Raw genomic sequence first — 20,123 nt, 5'->3', positions numbered from 1 at the left:
CCATACAATCCAGGATCTGTACCCATGCGCTGGCAGCCGGCTGAACACCGCTATGAGAAAATGCTCTACAACAGATGTGGGCGATCCGGCCTGAAACTGCCGGCGATCTCGCTCGGCCTGTGGCACAATTTCGGCAACGACACGCCGCACAACACCAAGCAGGCGATCGCGCGCAAGGCCTTCGATCTCGGCATCACCCATTTCGATCTCGCCAACAATTACGGCCCGCCGCCCGGCTCGGCCGAGATCGCCTTCGGCGAGATATTGCGCACCGACTTCGCCGGCTATCGGGACGAGCTGATCATCTCGACCAAGGCGGGCTATGAGATGTGGGCAGGGCCTTATGGCGAATGGGGCAGCCGCAAATATGTGCTGGCGAGCCTCGACCAGAGCCTGAAGCGGATGGGGCTCGACTATGTCGACATCTTCTATTCGCACCGCTTCGATCCGGATACGCCGCTTGAGGAAACGATGGGCGCTCTCGACCATGCGGTGCGTTCCGGCAAGGCGCTCTATGCCGGCATCTCGTCCTACAATTCGCAGCGCACGCGCGAGGCCGCCGACATATTGAAGCAGCTCGGTACGCCCTGCATCATCCATCAGCCGAGCTATTCGATGCTCAACCGCTGGGTCGAAGAGGACGGACTGCTCGATACGCTGGAAGGGCTCGGTGTCGGATCGATCGTGTTCTCGCCGCTGGCGCAAGGCATGCTGACCGACAAATATCTCGGCGGCATCCCCGAGGGTAGCCGCGCCAGCCAAGGCAAGTCGCTGCGGCCCGCCTTCATCAACGAAAAGACCATCGCTAACATCCAGGCGCTGAACGCGATCGCCGGCAAGCGTGGCCAGACGCTGGCGCAGATGGCGCTAGCCTGGGTGCTGCGCAAGGGCCGGGTCACCTCGGCGCTGATCGGCGCCAGCCGGCCCGAACAGGTCGAGGACTGCGTCGGCGCGCTCAAGGTGCTCGAGTTCAGCGATGCCGAGCTCGCCGAAATCGACACTTACGCACGCGAGTCCGACATCAATCTGTGGGCGGCGTCGGCCGAGCGCAAAGGCCCGCCGCGGAAGTAAGCGGAACAGCCGGCACCGGACATGAATCAAAACGGCGGGAAAGATCCCGCCGTTTTGCGTTTATCAAGCTTCGGGCCCGTTCAGGGCTTCTTGGCCGTGCCGAGACCGGCCTTGGGCGCCGCCGCGGCTGCCGGAGCCGGGGTCTTCATCTTGGCTTCGATCCAACCCGTATAGTTGGCCAATCGCGTGTAGATGCCATAGGCATTCTTGTGGCCGCAAGCGGCGGTGCCGTCGGACGGACCTTCGCCCCAGGAGACGACGCCGACCTGGACCGGACCGTTGGCGCCGGTCATGAACAGCGGACCGCCGCTGTCGCCGTTGCAGGCGTCGCGTTCGCCGCTGTCGGTGCCGGCGCAGATCATGTTCTTGGTCAGCGGATCCGACATATCGGCGGCGATCGCATTGGCGGCGGCATCGATGCCCTTTTCCGAATAACGCATCCGGTGGGAGAGATCGCCAAGTGCCGCCTTTAGGTCATGCGCATAGATCGACTTGATGCCGCTGTTGCAGGCAGCGCTCGGCTCGAGATCGAGATCGGCCACCATCAGCGCGGTCGGGAAGGTGCCGTCCTGCATCTTGCCCCAGCCGATGACCGTGGTCTTGCCGCTGTCTGGCGTCGGCTCATTGGTGATCTTGATGACCGGCGCATCGGCGGGCTCCGCCAGCCGGAGCAGGCCGAGATCATTGTCCAGCGTCTGTTCGCTGTAGCCCTCGTTGACGATGACCTCGACCACCTTGTAGCGCTTGCCTTCGGTAAGATCGGTGGCGCCGGTCAGCACAGTCACCGTGTCGGGCGAAATCGGCCGGCCCTTGTCGTTGAGGCAGTGCGCCGCCGTCAGCACCCATTGCGGAGCAATCAGGCTGCCGCCGCAGAATTGCGCGTTCGGCTGCGAGGCCGGGCTGGGGTCCAGCCGGGCGCTGGTCAGCAGCGCCACCTGGAACGGATAGGCCCCTTTGTCGGCTTCCTTGCCGCCATAGACGCGGTCGGCCCCGTCGGGATTCTCGGCCTTGGCCTTGTCCCGGGATTCGGCGACGCGCTGCATCGGCGAGACCGCCGCTTCCGGCCTGGCGGCGTCGTCGGCTGCATAGAGCGCGTCGACAGCGGGGAAAGCGGCCGCGATGCCCAGCAGCGATGCAGCGGCAAGCGGCCTGAACCGATGGATAATGTTCACCTTGAAACCCTCCTGAGATGAAAAATGCCGAGCCATGCCGCCATGACGCATAACCAACAGAAGCGGTACCGGTACCTCGATCGCCTTCTGCCAGAACGAACGACATCCGCGCGGTCATAAAACCGAAATACGACTTTTGCTAATCGTGCCCCATCGGGCAGAGCCCACCAAAACCCTATAGCCCCCCACGGGCTACGTGGAAGCGATTTGTCATTGCCAATGTTGGATTATTTTAGGCAGTATATCGACGCGGGTGCGTTTGGCGGAGGGCTTTAACGAGGCCGCCCGGACCGATGATCCGATACGGGCGGGTAACCAAACTAATTTTTTAACTCCACCACGATCTCGACAATATTTCTGTATTTTGCTCCACTCCTTGCTGATTTTTGGGAGAGTCTCACCATGACGAAACTGACAAGCACTATCATTGCGTCCGCACTGCTATCCACCGCACTGTGGACGATGCCTGCCTTCGCCGCCGATCCCGGCTCAGCGAATGCCGGCAATGGCGAAAGCATGCGCGATCTCGGAACGGGCGACTACCAGCCCGGCCGTGCAAAGCCGATCGCGCCGCCGAAACTGACCGAAGATGAAGCCAGCCGGGCAGCGCCGCTGACCGACGAGGGCACGGCGGTCAAATCCTATGGCATCGTCGGACGTTCCGCCGATGGCAAGGACATCAAGATCGATGCAGGCGAGACGCTGAAGGACCTTGTCATCAAGGAATTGAACGCGCCCGCCAACACACCGAACGCCGACAAGACCGGATTGACGGGCGGCGACGAAGCCGGCCGCCAGGTGTTCGGGGCCGACGATCGCGAGCAGATCAAGAACACCAAGACCTACCCGTTCACCGCGATCGGGTATATCGAAGGCAAAGCCAAGAGCGGTTACGGCAGCTGCTCGGGAACCCTGATCGGTCCGCGCACGGTGCTCACCGCCGCGCATTGCCTCTACAGCAATGAAGACAAGGCTTGGCTCGACGACGTCATCTTCGTGCCGTCGCTCAACGGCAACACCGCCGACGATGCACCGTTTGGCGCTTTCAGCTACGAGAGCGTCTATATCCTGCAGGGCTTCATCGACAATTATCAGGGTTACTACGGCTCGGTCATTCCGTGGGACCTCGGCATCATTACGCTGAAGCAGGATGTCGGCACCAATCTCGGCTGGCTGGGTTATGCCAACTATGAGAACCTCGGCGATTTCACCGCAAACATCGTTGGCTATCCCGGCGACAAGCCGATGGGAACGATGTGGAAGGCGACCTGCGAAGTGAAAGCCGAAAACGTCGGCGCGGAGTATTTCCAGTACGACTGCGACACCTATCCGGGGTCGAGCGGCAGCTCGGTCTACGCCTACGACAATGGCGCCAAGCAGCGCGTCGTCACCGGCGTGAACGTGGCCGAAAGCCCCAACGCCAACACTGCGGTGCGCCTGAACGCTGCCAACGTGGCGTGGATCAACAGCCTGTACAAATAAGGCCCGATCTTTCGCCGGCAAACAGCGGCGATAACCAGCACTACCAAACCGGCGGCGGGACGTTCCTGCCGCCGGTTTTTTTGTATCGAAACACCTCTCTTGCACTGTGTTACAGCGGTGCTTACGCTAGGCGATCCAAGGGGTTGGGTAAGATGGCGCGGGCAAGAATGATCTTCGGAGTCAAAGCAATGGCGGCTGCATCCATGCTGGCCGCACTGACATGCTTTTCCGCTATGGCCGATCAAGGCGGTGCCACACCCGATGGCGCCTGGGCCGAGCGGGTGCAAATCCTCTATAAAAGCGAAACACGTTCGGTGCTGCGCAAGAATGTACGGGTCTGGGATTCCCACCCGGAATTGGGTCTTGATTTCACCTGGGAGCCGGCAGCCGGCGTGTCGCCGGACCGCACCGTCGCAGCCGACGGCACCGTCAACGGCAAGGGCAGGCTGGTCTGGCGCGTACGCGGCTCGGCGAGCTATGACCCCAAGACGATCTATTCCAGCTATTTCGGCGAGATCAGGAATGGCCGCCCCGAAGGACAAGGCCGGCTGGAGCTGCGTTCAGGCGAGATTCTCGACGGCCGTTGGGTCGCCGGCCAGCTCGACGGCCATGCGATCCATGTCGATGCCGACGGCAATCGCTATGAAGGGCAATTCAGGGCCGGTGTGCCGAATGGCGAGGGCAGGCTGGAGACGAAGACAGGCGAGATATTCGTCGGCTCTTTTGCCGATGGGCTGAAGGACGGCAAGGGCCGCACCCGGCTGCCCGGCGGCACCGTCTACTGGTCGCAATGGGCGATGGGCAAGGAGATCGGCGGTGCGCGCCCCGATGTGCTGGCCGATGCCAGAGTGGGCGGGTTGCTCAAGGCGCAGACCGGCGGCGGTTCCGCCGACAAGGTCGAGATCGGCATTGCCGTCGACCAGCGCATGACGCAGCAGGCCGACATGCAGTACCAGCATCTGGTGCGCGACGAAGACATCGCGATCTATCCGGTGTCGGACCAGTACAACGATGCCTGGAACGGCACCGGAGAGATTCGTACCGGCAATGTCTATGAAGGCATGGACTGGGAGACGGCGCCGGCCTTCGCCGAAGTCGACCTCAAGACCACCGACCAGTCGAGGGTCAAGATCGACAGCCTGGAAATGAAGGTGGCCGCGAGCGAGGCCTACCGCAAGCCGATGCTGTCGATCAGCGAGCACTATGGCTGCGTCGGCTTCCGCCCCGACTTCTCGATCGTCAACAATGGCTGGGGCGACGTGAAAGACATGAAGATGTCGATCCAGTTCACCAGGACCGACGAGGAGGACAACGCGACCGGCGAGCCGAGCCGCACGTTCACGAAGGACATCGGCACTTTCGGCGACGGCGTCGACGTCTCGATCAAGAACGTGCTGATTGAAGCCGGCGTCGACACAACCACGCTCGAGACCGAGCGCTTCACCTGCCCGTCAAGGGACAGCCTGGATGTCTGCCGCGCCCAGGTAGCCAACAAGGTCAAGTTCGGCGACGTTGCCGATTACATCAGCGGCAGCGTCGAGAAAATGAGCGCGACCGGGATCGGCAAGTTCGATTATTCCTGGGCGGACGATCATGGCGCTGTCTACCAGCAGAGCGAGCCGTTTCGCGTCGTCGTCTCGCTGGTCAGCATCGAGGTCCCAGAATCGCTCGCCGAATGCGGCGATGGCGGCGGCGCGTCGCCCGAAGCGCTGCGCTACCAGAACATCGAATTTCCGATCGGCAAGACCGATTACAGCATCCCCATGCCGGTGCGCGGCAACAAGAATCTCAGCGCCTACACGGCACGGCTGAAAATGTGGTCCTCCATGTCGTCGATCCATCGTTTCAGCATCGCCGCCCATTTCGCCGATGGCAGCACACGCGAGAGCAAGCCGGCCACGTTCTTCTATTTCAGGCCGAAGCAGTCGCTGTTTGAAACTAGCACCAACCCGGCGGTTTGCTATCTGCCGGAAGATCTGCAAGGCTGTTGAGATCCTGTCACATCCTTTCGGGAATGGCGTTATTTCGAGCCCATCTCGAAATAATTGGGCAGCGGGATCAGCCGGGCAAAGATCGTGCCCTGGCTGAACACCCTGAGTTCCAGCATCGACCCGGACGATCGTTCGGCCTTCTGGTCGAACAGGAAATTGCCGAGCGAATAGATCTCCGCAACATCGCCGCCGCCGAGCGGCAGGATCGCCTCGCTCGATACATGTGGATGACCGCCGACGATTGCCGTGACACCGCGCAGCCGCATCTGGTCGGCAAGCATCTCCTCGCGCGGCGACGGCTCCGTCTTGTACTCGCGGCCCCAATGGACGAAGGCAATCACCGGCCGCTCGGCATTGTCGTGCAGCAGCCGGTCTTGCAAAGCAGGCGTCAGAAGGTCGGTGTTCCTGGAGCCGTTGGTATCGATGTCGGTCAGCCCGACCAGGTCGAGATCGGCAAGCGCCAGCGTCTCGCCCTGCCCGAAATGGGCGATGCCGGCCGCATCGAGTGCGGCCAGCGTCTCGGCATAGCCTGACGGGCCGAGGTCGTAGGCGTGATTGTTGGCGAGGCTGACAGCGGCGACATGCAATTTCTTGAGCATGCCGATGGCGAGATCGGTTGGCATCGCCAGCGTCATGTCGTCGATCGCTTCAGGGACGTTGGGCAGGATCACGCCTTCGAGATTGACGATCAGCGGCCGCGAGCGGGTCAGGGCCAGCACGCTTTCGACGATCTTCTCGGCAACACCGTCGCGGACCAGGATCTTCTTCATGGCGCGGCCGAAATTCACGTCGCCCGCGAAATAGTAGAGCTTGTCGTCGGGACGGGCAGGATTGTTGAAGCCGGGGCCGAAGGCGCCGAACAGCGCCACGACATAGCTGGTGGTGCGCTCGACATAGTCGCTTGAATGCGCCTGCGAGTTCTCGTTGGCGACGACCAGCGGCGCAGCACCGAACAGTTCGCGCTGCAGCCTGGTCTGGATATAGAGCGCACCGACCGAATCGGCGTGATCCGGCTGGCGCAGCGCCGCGATGCCGTCGAGCGAACCGGCGGCGAGCATGTTCAGCGTCTGCTGGTCGAAACGCCTGGCTTCGTGCTGCGGCAGATAGTGGGAGAAATCGGTGGATTCGACGATCAGCGTGTCCTTGTCGACGATCGCTTTCAGCGCCTGCGCCAGCCGGTCCCAGTCGGCTCGCTTGGCTTTGACCGACATCGCCACCGGCACGATTTCAGCTTCGGGGAAATAGTGATGCAGGAAAGGCAGCATCGCCTGCACGCCATGCTCCCTGGCGAACAGGCAGGAGTCTTCGACCATGTCGCTGTTCGCTTCCAGAAGGTGCACGGCTTCCGTGTCGGCCTGGACTGGACCGAGCACTGTTTCAAAACCGCGCGGCGTCGTGGCGAAGAGTTTCTGCGTCTCGTGGAAATGGTCCGGCGACAGGATGACGATGCGCTTGTAGCGGAAGCCGGACGCGGCGTGGAAACCGAGTGCGACGAGATCTGCGACGAGCAGGTGGTGGGGGACTGTGATGCCGGTGAGGCGTTGGTTGGACGGCTCGATTCTGGCGACGGCGGCGATGGCGTCGGTGAAGAGTGTGGGGTCGGAATAGAAGGACGGGAAGTTTGTGTCGCCGGGCGGGCAGGTGATGGGAGCGGCAGACGCTTGAGGCACTGAGAGGATAAGCAAGGCGGTGGCAAAGATCAGAATGCTGGTCCGTGCCCAGGCACCCCCCTCTGTCCTGCCGGACATCTCCCCCGCAAGGGGGGAGATTGGATGTCGCCTCGACTTTCGCCAATCATCAACCTTGAAAATAGATCTCCAACAATGAAGAGACCGATCTCCCCCCTTGAGGGGGAGATGTCCGGCAGGCGAGAGGGGGGTGCCTGGGCGCCGACCTCTCACGGCTCAGCCAGCACAATGTTCTCCACGCCGCCGACATAGTAGAACGGCTTCTGCTTGGACGCGGTCAGCCGCAGCACTTCGCGCGAGATGTAGTCGGCGAGGCCGAACAGCGTCACGCCGCCGTCGGAGGTCTTGGCCCGGCCGCGCAGGCCTTCGAGGATCGAATAGGTGAAGACGCCATGGCCGAGGTCGGGCAGTTCGGCGGCGGTGTTGTTGGCAGCGGTGGCCGAGAAGACGACGATGCGTGCGTCCTGCGCGTCTTTTTCCAAGCGCGGGTTGAAGGCGTTGGCGGCGTGGCAGGTGTCGAGCAGCATGAAGCGCATGCCCTTGGCCCGCTCAACCGATTTCTGGATGTCGCCCCAGTCGACCAGCGAGGAGCGCTTCCAGCGGTCGGGATCCTGTTTGCGGCCGTCCGTGGGGATGAAATAATAGTCTTCGTCGATGTTGATGCCGTGACCGGCGACGAAAATGATGGTGGTGTCGTTCTCGCCGGGTCTGTCGAGGAAATCGGCGAGCTGGTCGTCGATGGTGTCGGAATCCGGCTCCAGGATGCTGTCGGCGCTGGCGACCTTGAACACGTCCTTGCCGGCATCGGGCGCCTCATCCAGCGCTTCGCGGTTGACCAGAACCAGCGTCTCCATCGCCGAGAACAAGGGCGCGGATTTCTGCGAGATCACCTTGAGGAATTCGGTAGCGTCGTCGACGGGATAGCGCAGATCGCAGGCGTGGCCGGCGCATGCATCGGTGAGGAAAGGATATTTGTCGACGCCGATCACGGCGACGTAGAGCTTGCCCTTGTTGGCGGGCTTTTCGGTTTTCCTGCCAATTGCTGTGACACTGCGCTCGGTCAGATAGCCGAACTCGTTGGTGCCGGTGATGCGAATGGTATTTTCGCCATTCTCGACCGGCACTTCGACGATGGTGCTCTTGCCGCCATCGGCCGAGCGCGCCGTGACATTGCCGACATTGCGGCTGTTCGACAGGATCGAAAATCCGGCGACATCGGCGCCGGCTTCCTGCGCGCCCGAAATCTCGACGGCGACATAGCCCTCGCGGACGTTGCTCTGGTCGGCGGCAAGCTTGATGCCGAATTCCGGCGGTTTGCGCTCGAGCAGCTTTTCCAGCTGGCGGTCGACGCCGGGGCGCATTTCCTGGACCGCCTGTTCGGCGCTGCGCAGGATGATGGCCCGGCGCACCATTTCCGGGCTCCAGAGATATTTCTTCAGCTGGCCGGCGCTGATGAAACGCCCTTCGTGGTCGCGGCCCTGATTGACGTGCCAGCCGATCAACTTGTCGCCATCGGCGGAGGAATAATAGTAGCCCTGCGGCATCCAGGCGATCCATTCGGAGCCGGCGAAGAACATCGACACGATCAGTTTGTGGCTCTTCAAATTCCACAGCCGCACGGTCTGGTCGGCGCTGCCGGTGACCAACAGCCCTTCCTTCTCGACGGCAACCATGGCGTTGATCTCGCCGGTGTGGCCGGTGAATTCACCCGATACCTCGGCGGTCGCGGTTTTGTATTCCAACAGCGTGCCGTCGCTTCCGCCGGTGATCAGGCCAAGCCCATTGCCGATCAGCGTGTAAGCCGAATGGACGAAGCCATTGGTGGCGGCATTCTCGATGCTGTGCATCACCTTTCCGCCGCTCGCGATTTCGAGCACGGCATTCTCCAGGCCGTCCTTGCCGCCGGGGACGGCGCGAAGCGACCACTCACCGTCGGTCAGTGCGGCGCGGGTATAGGTGCCCTGTTCCGCCAACGCCTTCGGGTCTTCGAAGAACCGCTCGGCCGTCGGTAGTGCCAGCACCTTGTCCAGCGTGCCCTGCAGCTCGGGACAGGACACGCGTTCAGGGCAGGGGTTGGTGTTGCCCCAAGCGATGGAGCTGCTCGCCGCATCGATCCCGATCGCCGTCACCGGTTCGCCGACCCCTTGCAGCATCGCCTTGCGCTCGCCGGTCATGGCGTTCCAGACCTGGATGGCGTTGCGGGTGCCGCCGGCTGTCGCCACCAGCGAGCCGTCGGCATTGCCGGCGCCAGCAAAGACCGTGCCGTCATGGCCGTTATAGTCGAGCAGTTGCTCGCCGCTGTCGGTATTCCAGACCACCGAGCGATGCTTGTCGGCGCAGCGATAGCTGCATGACGCAACAAGCCGCGAACCCGTGGCGAAGCTCAGAGCGCCGATCTGGAAATCCTGCTTCGGCATGGCGCGGACGAATTTGCCCGTGCTGGCCTGCCAGAGCTGGACGTCGCCGTCCTTGCTGCCGGTGGCGAACAGGCTGCCATCCAATGACACGGCGAGTGCGGCGACGCCGACATCGCGCAGCGGCTCGGCCTCGGCGGGCAAAGCGATTTCCTCTGACTTGGCGATGTCCCAGAGCCTTATGCCGTTGTCGGTGGTCGTCGCCACCAGCCGGGTTCCCGCAGCGGCGAAAGCGAGCTTTTCGACACGCCAGGAATCGGCATCGAGTTTTTCGGCAAGTGTCCAGCCGGAAGCGGATTTGTCGTCCGCCCGCCAGAGGTAGACGAAACCATCGCCACCGCCGGCGGCGAGCGTGTTTCCGTCGGGTGAAAAGGCGACATCATAAATGGCATAGTCGGCGGCCTTGAGCACGGTTCTGATCTTGCCGGTGGCGAAATCGAACAGCCTGATATCGCCATAAGGGGGCTTGTCGCCGATGCCGGCGCCGAAATAACCGCCGGCGGCGATCGTCTTGCCGTCCGGCGACACGGCAATCGCAAAGACCTTGCCGTCATTGCCATTGCCAAGATAGCCGCGAATGGTGCGGAGCGTCACCCCGCTCTGCCAGTCCCAGATGCGGATGGTCTTGTCGTCAGATGCGGAGACCAGTTCCTCGCCGTCCGGCGTGAAGGCAAGGTCGGTGACCCTGGCGCTGTGGCCGCCGGTGTTGAGATCGAGATGGAAATCGAGGTCCTCGGCACGGGCGACCGACGCCAGCGCCAGAAGACCGAGCATGACCAGCCACCGGAAAGCACGCAGGGCATGGGAGCTGACCGGCACCTTGTTGCGCCGCTATTTGGAGTCGGCGGACGGCGGCGACCCGTGACGCACATAATTCTCGATCGCCTGGGCATAATTGGCGGAACCGGCCTTGCGTTCTTTTTCGATGTAGCCGGCAAAATAGCTCCAGAACGACACCGCATAGTCGCGGAAATAGGCATCGGCGACATCGCGCGAACAGAGCTTGCCCTCGACGCAGATGGAGAGACGATTGAGGAAATAGACGATGCGGTCGAAATTGTCGTTGAAATCGGCGATCGGCATGGTGCCGCCGCCGGCAGTCATCGCCTCGATGCCGATGCGTTGCCGGAAAACCTGTTCCTCGGTTGGCGACGGCGTGGCGCTGAGCAGATTGTCGTATTTGGCGTTGAGCGACGAGAGGCGCTCCTTGAGCGCGCGCTGCGCCTGCTGAAAATCCTTGCTTTCCCAAAGCTCGACCAGCGACATCGTCTGCTCGACGCGCTTCTGTTCCTGGTTTGCGAGAAACTGGAAGACCGAGAAGGCCAAGGTGAAGATGATCGCCAGGCGCACGGCGAGACCCGACCAGGCGTAGATCAGCATGCGCCAGTCGCGGTCGGTGAAGGGGTTGGCTTCCTTCTTGATCTCGTGACTGCTCGGCCACGGAAAGCCTTCGGTGGTTTCGGGCAAGGTCGCCGGCTTCTTGGCCGGCGGAGGCGCCGATGTGGCCGGCGATTTCTGCGTTGCAGCGCCCCCCGGCTTTTTCATCCGCAGCTGTCCAGTTGGATGATGGCGGTGGGATCGAGCACGATGCCGGGTGTCTCCAGCTTCTTTTTCAGGCAATCGAGCTGCGTGCGCGAAATCATGAACTGCACGTCCGGTTCGGCAGCCGCCTTGCTGGGTGACGGCAAGGGCTCGACCACGCCGCGCGAGGCGCAGCTGGAGAGATCGACGACAACGGCCGTGTTGCCGGTCTTGGCGATCTGGTCGTACTGGTCGAGAAAGCAGGTGGCGAGCTCGGAATTGGTGACGATCTGCTTGGCGCACAGGCCGCAATTCTCGTCCGCCGAGGCGCTGGCAACCAGCAACAGGCTGCCGGCAAGGCCGACCGTCGCTGCACGCCAGGAGAGCACGGGGATAGTCACTGATGTCCTCATCTGTTGCATCCAGCCGCGGCGCATAGAGGTGTCGCGAGCCGGGAATGTTCATATATCACGCCTACAAGAGCCGGCGAAGCAATGTCAGGTCAGGCGCGGGGCACCGTCTCCATCGGGAAGATCATCACCGCGCCTTTGGGACCGCTCTTGTCGGCAAGCCGCATCACGGAGCGCGTTGCCGGTGCCATGCCGATGTCGGCCAGCATGTCGGAAAAACCAGGCGTTCCCGATGCGGCACGCGTCACGGCGCGCACGCCTTCCTGGGCAAGAAAGCTCAAATCCTCTTTCTCGCTTTGCGGCGGCGCCTCGGTCAGCACGGCAATCATGCGCTCCATGCCGAAGCTGGTGTCGGTGAAGGCGAGCAGCCCTTCCTTCAGGCCCTGGTCGGCCTGCTGGTTGATCGGCGCCAGCCGCTCGGCGACGATGTGGGCGATCGAATAGTCGCTGCCGATATACAGCACGTTGATGTCGACGAACTCGTCGGACCCGTTCTTGGCCGCAATGTGTACCTGATCGCCCGGCGAAACGCGCGGCACCGTTGACGATTCGATCGGCTCCAGCGCATCGCTGTCCTGGCGCTTGATCAGGAACTGGACGCTGACCTCGTCCGGCCGGTAGTCGGACGCCGCGGCGAGCCGCGACAGGCCGGTGGCGCGGAAGATCGTGGTCAGGGTCTTGGCTGTGTTTTCCGCAAGCTTGTCGCGGCCATCCTGATGGATGACGATGCGCGGCGGCTTGCTGCCGTCCTTCAGGCTGATGTCGCCGGACGCCGGCAGGAACCACAGCGCCGGTTCGTCGCTGGCGTTGGCGGCAGCGCCGTCCATGGATTTTTCGCGCAGCACCGCAAGCCGCAGATCGGCGCTCTTGCCAGGCTCGACCAGCGCGATGTGGAAGCCGGACTTCGGCTTCGCCACCAATTCGTCCAGAACCGAATTGACCAGCTCGGTTTCTTTTTCGAGCCCTGCGGTCGGCGCCGGCTTTGCCACCAGCAGCTTGTAGTCGACGGCGAGTTCGGCAACGCGCGCATAGGCGCCGGCGGGCACCGCCGTCGGCGCAAGCGCCGGCTTGCCGTCGAATTCGACCGGTGCGAGCTGGCTTTCGAGGTTTTTTGCCGATTTCACTTCGAGATAGCCGACGGCGTCGGAGAGCTTCGACAGCGCCGAAGGCAAAATGGCGAGCTTGCTGCCGGGGGTCAGACCCTGCAGCAGCCCGGCGCCGATCGCGACATCGCCGTCCTTGACGGCAATCGGCCATTGCATGACGGCATCGGTCTTGTCGGTGCCGAACACGCGGGCGTCCAGTTCGCCCTCGAACAGGGGCGTCGGCCTTGTGCGGCCGTCGGCCGAATATTGCTGCAGCACGGCCTGGCCGAGCTGGCGATAGGTGACGTTGGGGTTCTCGGCCAATTTCGACAGGATGGTGAAGGTGAACAGGCCGAAGCGCGGCGCGTCGGGCGTGCCCTTGGGCAGCGGCATTTCCGGCGTCGTCTCGACCGTCTGCGCGGCATAGAAGGCGACCAGCTTGCCCCGGGCGATCGGCTCTGCGCCGGTCGGCGTCAGGTTGAAGGCCGGCTTGCGGCCGCCATTCTCGTCGAAACCGCGCGATGCGCTTGCCGAGATGTCGTCATAGGCCTTCACCGCGGCTGCTCTCGCCGCGTCGTCGCCGCCGACGAGGTCGGCGAACTCGACCTTGCGCTCCAGTTCGTCATCGACTTCCGCGGCGCGCGTCGCGGTGCCGGAATGGCAGCAGTCGAACACCACCCAGACAAAGGCGCCCTTGTCGCGGATGGCGTCGAGTGCGGCGCCGACTTCGTTGTCGACCAGCGCGTTCGGCACGCCCTCTTCGCGGTTGATCCATTTGTCGATATCGGAGGGCAGGAAAATCTCGTCGAGGCCGTCGGTCTCGTCGCCGGCCTTGGCCTGCGGCTGCTGGGCGCCGTGGCCCGACAGATGCAGATAGACGAAATCGTCGCGTTGCACCTTGCCGGCGAGGTCGGCAAGGGCGGCCTTGATCGCCGCATGCGTCGGCAGGCCGTTGGCGCCTTCGACGTCCTTAGCGAGCAGGATCACGTTCTCGGCCGAGAACTGCACCGGATCGGGCGTGTTCTTCAGGAGATAGTCGCGCACCAGGCCGGCATCGTTCTTCGGCCCGATCAGCCAGTTCTTCTGCGGCAGGTTCGGATAGTCGGTGCAGGCAACCAGCAGCGCGTGATAGGTGCGCGAGGCGGCGAGAGCGCGGAACGAAACCGTACCGGCAGCCACAAGCGCCGACGTGCCGACGAGCAGCGTCCGTCGTGTCAGTTTGATCATAATTGCTTCCCCAAGCCCGATCGAATTTGCAAGTGCGGCACCTTTCGTCGCGAATTTTGTCAGTATTTTGAATGTGGTCGGTGCCGTCAATCGGCGGTGGTGGTCATGGTGTCGATGGCGATAACGGAAACAGTGGCAAAAAGCCTGCTTCGTCGCTATCTCAAGGGAATTGAGACCGTCGCATGGCAGAAATGATTTGCGAGCGGCGCTGGATCAAACAGATGGAACGTGATGTCGTCCGAGAACCGCTCCACACTTTTCGGCATCATGCTCTAAACGATCGGAAAACGGGATCATGGCGGCAAGGGATGTGCTGACGAAGAATCAGCTGAGCGTACTCGAAAAGCTCGAGGCCGCCAGCGGACCGCTCAGCGCCTATACGCTTCTCGACCAGCTGCGCGAGCGCGGTTTCCGCGCGCCGCTACAGGTTTACCGGGCGCTCGACAGCCTGGTGAAGTCAGGCTTCGTGCACCGGTTGGAAAGCCTCAACTCCTTCGTCGCCTGCGCCGAACCGCACGACCATACGCATTCGATGACAGCCTTCGCTATCTGCGACACATGCGGGCAGGTGATGGAGATGTCCGACCATGACGTCGACCATCGGCTGGACGAATGGGTGCGCTCGACCGGGTTTGCTGCGAAGAAGGCGGTGATCGAGTTTCGAGGGACGTGTGCCAAGTGCCTGGCTGAGGCGGCTTAGCTTGCTTCCTACTTGAGCCGAGGCGGTGCGCTATTCTCGAATTCGTTCAAGAATGTCTCATAGACGACGTACCGCGTAGGCCCAGGTGTTAGCTGCTCCATAAGCAGGGGTTTCACCTCGTCGAGCCAAGATAATTTGCCAAGCCCAGACCCGATTTTTGGCAAGGCGATGGATTCTACCCGGTTTTTGTCGGCCCATTTCACAAGCCCGCGAACTGCTTTCCTAAATAGGGAAGCGTGGCGTGATACATATCTGGCTGGGTTGCCAGATAAATGAAGCCCGGCTGATTGCCGTCTGGCTCCAATGTCCAGATATGACCCCCAATAAACCTGCCGGTCCGAGCATATTTCTTGAACGCAGCCTGCACATTCGGCCACTTTTTCGAAATCTTCAGCGCAAGTCCGGTGCCAAGGCCCTCTTGATTGCCCTCTGCCACGCCTTGAGCGATATAGCTTTCCTGGGCGGCCAGCAGGTCTCCGGTGACAAAGACAATCATCGCACCTTCAATGCGCCTCGTCCCAGTTGTTCGCTGCGCGGGCATCGACATGCAGCGGCACCGACATCGAGATGGCCGGCATCGGCGCGTTCTCCATCACCCTGCGCACCACGGGGATCGTCGCCTCGACTTCCGCTTCAACCGTCTCGAAGATCAATTCGTCATGCACCTGCAAGAGCATGCGGGCGGACAGGCCGGCCTTTTCCAGCGCCTCGTCCATATGCACCATGGCGCGGCGGATGATATCGGCAGCGGTGCCTTGCAGCCTGGCGTTGATCGAGGCGCGCTCGTTGAAGGCACGGATCGACGNGCGGATGATATCGGCAGCGGTGCCTTGCAGCCTGGCGTTGATCGAGGCGCGCTCGTTGAAGGCACGGATCGACGGGTTTGACGACCGGATCTCAGGATAGTGGATGCGGCGGCCGAAGATGGTTTCGACGAAGCCATGCTCGCGGGCATAGGCTTTTGTTGCCTCGATATAGTCGCGGATGCCGGGGAAACGCTCGAAGTATTTCTTGATGTAGGCGCCGGCCTCCTCGCGCGGGATCGACAGCTGGTTGGCCAGCCCAAAGGCCGAGATGCCGTAGATGATGCCGAAATTGATTGCCTTGGCGCGGCGGCGCACTTCGGAAGGCATGCCTTCGACCGGCACGTTGAACATTTCCGAGGCGGTGATGGCGTGGATGTCGGCGCCATCGGCGAAGGCCTGCTTCAACTGCGGGATCTCGGCGACGTGGGCAAGCACGCGCAGTTCGATCTGGCTGTAGTCGGCCGAGACCAGTTTCTGGCCCTTGTCGGCGATGAAGGCCGTCCTGATCTTGCGTCCCTCCGCGGTGCGCACCGGGATGTTCTGCAGATTGGGATCGGAGGAGGACAGCCGGCCCGTCGTCGTTGCGGCCAGCGCATACGATGTGTGCACGCGCCTGGTGTCGAGATGGATGAAGCCGGGCAGCGCGTCGGTGTAGGTCGATTTCAGCTTGGTCAGCTGACGCCAGTCGACGATCTTGCGCGGCAGTTCGTGGCCTTCGGCGGCGAGGTCTTCCAGAAGCTGCGCGGAGGTCGACCATTGCCCGGTCTTGGTCTTGGAGCCGCCGGGCAGGCCCATGCGGCCGAACAGGATGTCGCCGAGTTGCTTTGGCGACCCGATGTTGATGCGCTCGCCGACAAGGCCGTAGATTTCCTCTTCCAGCCGTGCGGCGCCTTGCGCCAGCTCGCCGGAGAGCCGCGACAGGATCTGGCGGTCGACTGAGATGCCGCGCTGTTCCATCCGCGCCAGCACCGGCACCAGCGGCCGTTCCAGCCGCTCATAGACCGAAACCAGGCCCTTGGCGGCAAGTCGCGGCTTCAGCACCTGCCATAGCCGCAACGCTACGTCGGCATGGCCGGCGGCGTAGGCGGTCGCCCGGTCGATGTCGACCTGCTCGAACCCGACCGAGCTTCTGCCGGAACCGGCGAGATCCTTGAGCGGCGTCGTGGCATGGCCGAGCCATTTGTCGGCAAGCGAGGACAAAGTGTGGTGGCCGGTGCCGGCGTCGAGCACATAGGAAATCAACATCGTGTCGTCGAAGGGTGCGATATCGATGCCGTGGCGGCTCATGACGACGATGTCGTATTTGGCGTCCTGGGCGATCTTGAGCACCGATTTGTCTTCCAGCAACGGCTTCAGCAGCGCCAGCGCCTCGCGGACCGGAATCTGGTTCTCCAGCGTGCCGCCGCCGAGCAGGTCGCCGGCGCCGCTCTTGTGGGCGAGCGGCACATAGGCGGCGCGGCCGGGGCCGATCGCGAGGGAGAAACCGATGAGGTCGGCCAGCATCGGATCGGAAGACGTGGTTTCGGTGTCGAAGGCGACGGTTCCGGTCTCCTTGGCTTGGGCCAGCCAGGTCTTGAGCGTTGCCGTGTCGCGGATGGCGACATAGGCGGCAGGATCGATTTTGGCCGCAGCGGCCGTTTCCAGGCGAAGTGCGGCAAGCAGCGAAGGGGCGTCGCCGGCCCTGGCGGTTTCGGTTTTGGCTTCATCCTGTGTTGCCGCAGGCGCCGCTATGCCGGAACCGACATCGGGGCCGTGCGCGGTGTCGGCGCGCTCGACGGTGACGGCGACAGCCTGCACATCGCCGGCTTCGGTGCTGGTCGCTTCAGCAACGCGCCGGGTCAGCGAGGTGAATTCCATGGTTTTGAGAAAGCCGATCAGCTTCGGCCCATCCGGCGCATGCAGCACGAAATGGTCGAGCCCGTCGGTCACCGGCACGTCGTTCTTCAGCGTCACCAGCTGGCGCGATATGCGCGCCTTGTCGGCATTGGCGATGATGGATTCGCGCCTCTTGTCCTGCTTGATCTCGCTGGCCCGGGCGAGCAGCCCGTCAAGGTCGCCGAACTGTTCCAGAAGCTGCGCCGCCGTTTTCGGCCCGATGCCGGGTACGCCCGGCACATTGTCGACGGAGTCGCCGGTCAGCGCCTGCAGGTCGATCATCTTTTCCGGCGGCACGCCCCATTTCTCGATGACTTCGGGGATGCCGATCTGGCGGTCCTTCATCGGGTCGTACATGCCGACCGTGGGTCCGACCAGCTGCATCAGATCCTTGTCGGAGGAGATGATAGTGGTGTCGCCGCCGGCCTCGCACGCCAGCCTGGCATAGGTGGCGATGAGGTCGTCGGCCTCGTAGCCTTCGATCTCGATGCAAGGCAGGTTGAAGGCCACGGTTGCCTGGCGGATCAGACCGAATTGCGGGATCAGGTCTTCGGGCGGCGCGTTGCGGTTTGCCTTGTATTCCGGGTAGAGATCGTTGCGGAAGGTTTTCGACGAATAATCGAAAATGACCGCTAAATGCGTCGGCACGATGCCTACATCGGTGTTGCGGGCGTCCTGCATCAGCTTCCACAACATGTTGCAGAAGCCGGAGACCGCGCCGACCGGCAGCCCATCGGATTTGCGGGTCAGCGGCGGCAGCGCATGATAGGCGCGAAAGATGTAGCCGGAGCCGTCGATAAGGAAGAGATGGTCGCCTTTTTTCATGCCGGCAGGGATAGCGCGCCGGGACGGCGCGGTCCATGGCAAAGGCGGGCTTCCAACAGGTGTTGCGGCGACATGCTGACAGAGCCTGCCTGCCAATAGGCCCTGCTGCTGTTTGCCTCGGCGCTCACGGCTATGTTACAAAAGTGTAATTTTTGTGCCCTTGAAACGCCACGATCCGAGACACAAATAAAGGTCATCGGCAGTTTTCGCCGAGTCCGGAGCAAGGCCCGTCCCCCGCCTATCCCGGACAATTGCGGCAGCCTATCCCCCCTCTCCGGGCTGCCGCATCGTTTCGAGTAAAAGACCGCCGTGGTTCCCCTCCACCACGGCGGTTCTTTTTTGCCTTCTGACAAGTGTTTACGGTCCGTGGTCCAACGATCGCGGGCTTTTCGTTTTGATGCGCTGCCTTTACGGTCCCGGCACCGAAAAGAAAGGCCCGCAGTAATGTCCACTATTTCCTCCGTCCTAGACTGTCTCGACAAAAATCTCGACCATAGCCTGGAGCGCCTGTTCGGCCTGCTTCGCATCAAGTCGATCTCGACCGATTCCGACTATGCCGCCGACTGCCGCAAGGCCGCCGAATGGCTGGTGGCGGACCTCAAGCTGATCGGCTTCGACGCTTCGGTGCGCGACACGCCGGGACACCCGATGGTGGTTGCGCACCATGAAGGCCCCGCCGGTTCGCCGCATGTGCTGTTTTACGGCCATTACGACGTGCAGCCGGTCGATCCGATCGAGCTTTGGGAGAACGACCCGTTTGCGCCGGCGGTCAAGGAGATCGAGCCCGGTCACAAGGTAATCACCGGCCGTGGCTCGGCCGACGACAAGGGGCAGCTGATGACCTTCGTCGAGGCCTGCCGCGCCTGGAAGCAGGTGCATGGCAATCTGCCCTGCCGCATCACCATCCTGTTCGAGGGCGAGGAGGAGTCCGGTTCGCCGTCGCTCAAGCCGTTCCTCGAGGCCAATGCCGATGAGCTCAAGGCCGATTTCGCTCTGGTCTGCGACACAGGCATGTGGGACCGCGAAACGCCGTCGATCTGCGTTTCGCTGCGCGGAATGGTCGGCGAGGAGGTCACGGTCAAGGCCGCCGATCGCGACCTGCATTCGGGCCTCTATGGCGGCGCCGCCGCCAACCCGATCCGCATCCTGGCGAAAATCCTCGCCGACATCCATGACGAGAACGGCCACATCACCATTCCCGGCTTCTATGACGGGGTCGAGGAAACGCCGTCGCAGATCCTGAAATCATGGGAAACTCTGGGCGAGACCGCCGAAACCTTCCTCGGACCGATCGGCCTGTCGATCCCGTCGGGCGAAAAAGGCCGCTCGGTGATGGAACTGACCTGGGCGCGGCCGACGGCCGAGTTCAACGGCATCATCGGCGGCTATACCGGCAAGGGGTTCAAGACGGTGATCGCGGCGGAAGCGTCGTCCAAAATCTCCTTCCGCCTCGTCCACAAGCAGGACCCCGAGAAGATCCGCGCCGCTTTCCGGAAATTCGTCAAGACGCGCATTCCCGGGGACTGTTCGGTCGAATTCCACCCGCATGGCGGCGGGCCGGCAATTCAGCTTTCCTACGACTCGCCATTCCTGGCCAAGGCCAAGACTGCGCTGTCGGATGAATGGCCGAAGCCAGCGGTGACGACGGGCAGCGGCGGCTCGATACCGGTGGTCGGCGACTTCCAGACCTATCTCGGCATGGAATCGCTGCTGGTCGGGTTCGGCCTCGACGACGACCGCATCCACTCGCCCAACGAGAAATACGAGCTGACCTCCTTCCACAAGGGCCAGCGCTCCTGGGCGCGCATTCTCGATGCGCTGACGCGCTGAGGAGGCTGGGAAGTTTTCTTGTTGAT

Annotated in this window: 13 protein-coding genes; 5 read left to right on the top strand and 8 right to left on the bottom strand. The window is 62.6% G+C overall.

Annotation, left to right across the window (positions count from 1 at the left end):
• Positions 1-24: 24 nt before the first annotated feature.
• A complete protein-coding gene (gene mgrA / locus X726_RS155475) occupies positions 25-1,071 on the top strand; it encodes an L-glyceraldehyde 3-phosphate reductase (RefSeq protein ID WP_023669798.1) in 1,047 nt (348 codons plus the stop codon).
• A gap of 80 nt (positions 1,072-1,151) precedes the next feature.
• Here the strand turns inward: mgrA and X726_RS155480 are convergent, their stop codons facing one another.
• Positions 1,152-2,243: a trypsin-like serine protease gene (locus tag X726_RS155480; RefSeq protein ID WP_023683034.1), complete on the bottom strand. Its 1,092-nt coding sequence runs from the start codon at positions 2,241-2,243 to the stop codon at positions 1,152-1,154.
• A gap of 402 nt (positions 2,244-2,645) precedes the next feature.
• On the opposite strand from X726_RS155480, the gene X726_RS155485 reads away from it, so the two are divergent.
• Positions 2,646-3,725, top strand: coding sequence for a serine protease (locus X726_RS155485; RefSeq protein ID WP_023691993.1), 1,080 nt, complete (start codon positions 2,646-2,648; stop codon positions 3,723-3,725).
• Positions 3,726-3,913: 188 nt separating this feature from the next.
• On the top strand, positions 3,914-5,716 hold the full coding sequence (locus tag X726_RS155490; protein ID WP_245272104.1) for a hypothetical protein: 1,803 nt from the start codon (positions 3,914-3,916) through the stop codon (positions 5,714-5,716).
• 29 nt (positions 5,717-5,745) lie between these two features.
• On the opposite strand, the gene amrB is transcribed toward X726_RS155490, so the two are convergent.
• From amrB to X726_RS155515, 5 genes are all read right to left on the bottom strand, one after another.
• Positions 5,746-7,464 carry an AmmeMemoRadiSam system protein B gene (amrB, locus tag X726_RS155495; RefSeq protein WP_023669794.1) on the bottom strand — a complete coding sequence of 573 codons (1,719 nt, stop codon included), beginning with the start codon at positions 7,462-7,464 and terminating at the stop codon, positions 5,746-5,748.
• Between the two features lie 149 nt (positions 7,465-7,613).
• On the bottom strand, positions 7,614-10,592 hold the full coding sequence (locus tag X726_RS155500; protein ID WP_023669793.1) for a caspase family protein: 2,979 nt from the start codon (positions 10,590-10,592) through the stop codon (positions 7,614-7,616).
• 57 nt (positions 10,593-10,649) lie between these two features.
• Entirely contained in the window at positions 10,650-11,363 is a 714-nt protein-coding gene (locus X726_RS155505) for a hypothetical protein (protein WP_023669792.1), read from the bottom strand.
• Positions 11,360-11,752, bottom strand: coding sequence for a hypothetical protein (locus X726_RS155510; RefSeq protein WP_027049727.1), 393 nt, complete (start codon positions 11,750-11,752; stop codon positions 11,360-11,362). The genes X726_RS155505 and X726_RS155510 overlap by 4 nt, the downstream gene beginning before the upstream one ends.
• Before the next feature lie 89 nt (positions 11,753-11,841).
• Entirely contained in the window at positions 11,842-14,061 is a 2,220-nt protein-coding gene (locus X726_RS155515; RefSeq protein ID WP_023669790.1) for a caspase family protein, read from the bottom strand.
• A gap of 295 nt (positions 14,062-14,356) precedes the next feature.
• On the opposite strand from X726_RS155515, the gene X726_RS155520 reads away from it, so the two are divergent.
• Positions 14,357-14,761, top strand: a complete 405-nt coding sequence (locus X726_RS155520; RefSeq protein ID WP_023669789.1) for a Fur family transcriptional regulator — start codon at positions 14,357-14,359, stop codon at positions 14,759-14,761.
• A gap of 199 nt (positions 14,762-14,960) precedes the next feature.
• Here the strand turns inward: X726_RS155520 and X726_RS1000000171085 are convergent, their stop codons facing one another.
• Positions 14,961-15,257, bottom strand: a complete 297-nt coding sequence (locus X726_RS1000000171085; protein ID WP_023669787.1) for a hypothetical protein — start codon at positions 15,255-15,257, stop codon at positions 14,961-14,963.
• A 7-nt stretch (positions 15,258-15,264) separates the two neighbouring features.
• The gene (gene polA / locus X726_RS155525) at positions 15,265-18,267 is read right to left on the bottom strand and encodes a DNA polymerase I (RefSeq protein WP_023669786.1); all 3,003 of its coding nucleotides are present in this window, start codon (positions 18,265-18,267) and stop codon (positions 15,265-15,267) included.
• Positions 18,268-18,711: 444 nt separating this feature from the next.
• Between polA and X726_RS155530 the strand changes: the two genes are divergently transcribed.
• A complete protein-coding gene (locus X726_RS155530) occupies positions 18,712-20,097 on the top strand; it encodes a M20/M25/M40 family metallo-hydrolase (RefSeq protein WP_023669785.1) in 1,386 nt (461 codons plus the stop codon).
• Positions 20,098-20,123: the final 26 nt, after the last annotated feature.

It is taken from the genome of Mesorhizobium sp. LSJC285A00, from assembly GCF_000503155.1.
Classification (GTDB): Bacteria; Pseudomonadota; Alphaproteobacteria; order Rhizobiales; family Rhizobiaceae; genus Mesorhizobium.
This window is presented reverse-complemented; position numbering and strand designations above follow the sequence as displayed.

Bases quoted from the DNA above. Each gene is read 5' to 3' on its own strand.
- X726_RS155515 (WP_023669790.1), bottom strand. From the start codon at position 14,061: ATGATCAAACTGACACGACGGACGCTGCTCGTCGGCACGTCGGCGCTT.
- X726_RS155530 (WP_023669785.1), top strand. From the start codon at position 18,712: ATGTCCACTATTTCCTCCGTCCTAGACTGTCTCGACAAAAATCTCGAC.
- mgrA (WP_023669798.1), top strand. From the start codon at position 25: ATGCGCTGGCAGCCGGCTGAACACCGCTATGAGAAAATGCTCTACAAC.
- X726_RS155500 (WP_023669793.1), bottom strand. From the start codon at position 10,592: ATGCTCGGTCTTCTGGCGCTGGCGTCGGTCGCCCGTGCCGAGGACCTC.
- X726_RS155485 (WP_023691993.1), top strand. From the start codon at position 2,646: ATGACGAAACTGACAAGCACTATCATTGCGTCCGCACTGCTATCCACC.
- X726_RS1000000171085 (WP_023669787.1), bottom strand. From the start codon at position 15,257: ATGATTGTCTTTGTCACCGGAGACCTGCTGGCCGCCCAGGAAAGCTAT.
- X726_RS155510 (WP_027049727.1), bottom strand. From the start codon at position 11,752: ATGAGGACATCAGTGACTATCCCCGTGCTCTCCTGGCGTGCAGCGACG.
- amrB (WP_023669794.1), bottom strand. From the start codon at position 7,464: ATGTCCGGCAGGACAGAGGGGGGTGCCTGGGCACGGACCAGCATTCTG.
- X726_RS155505 (WP_023669792.1), bottom strand. From the start codon at position 11,363: ATGAAAAAGCCGGGGGGCGCTGCAACGCAGAAATCGCCGGCCACATCG.
- X726_RS155490 (WP_245272104.1), top strand. From the start codon at position 3,914: ATGGCGGCTGCATCCATGCTGGCCGCACTGACATGCTTTTCCGCTATG.
- X726_RS155520 (WP_023669789.1), top strand. From the start codon at position 14,357: ATGGCGGCAAGGGATGTGCTGACGAAGAATCAGCTGAGCGTACTCGAA.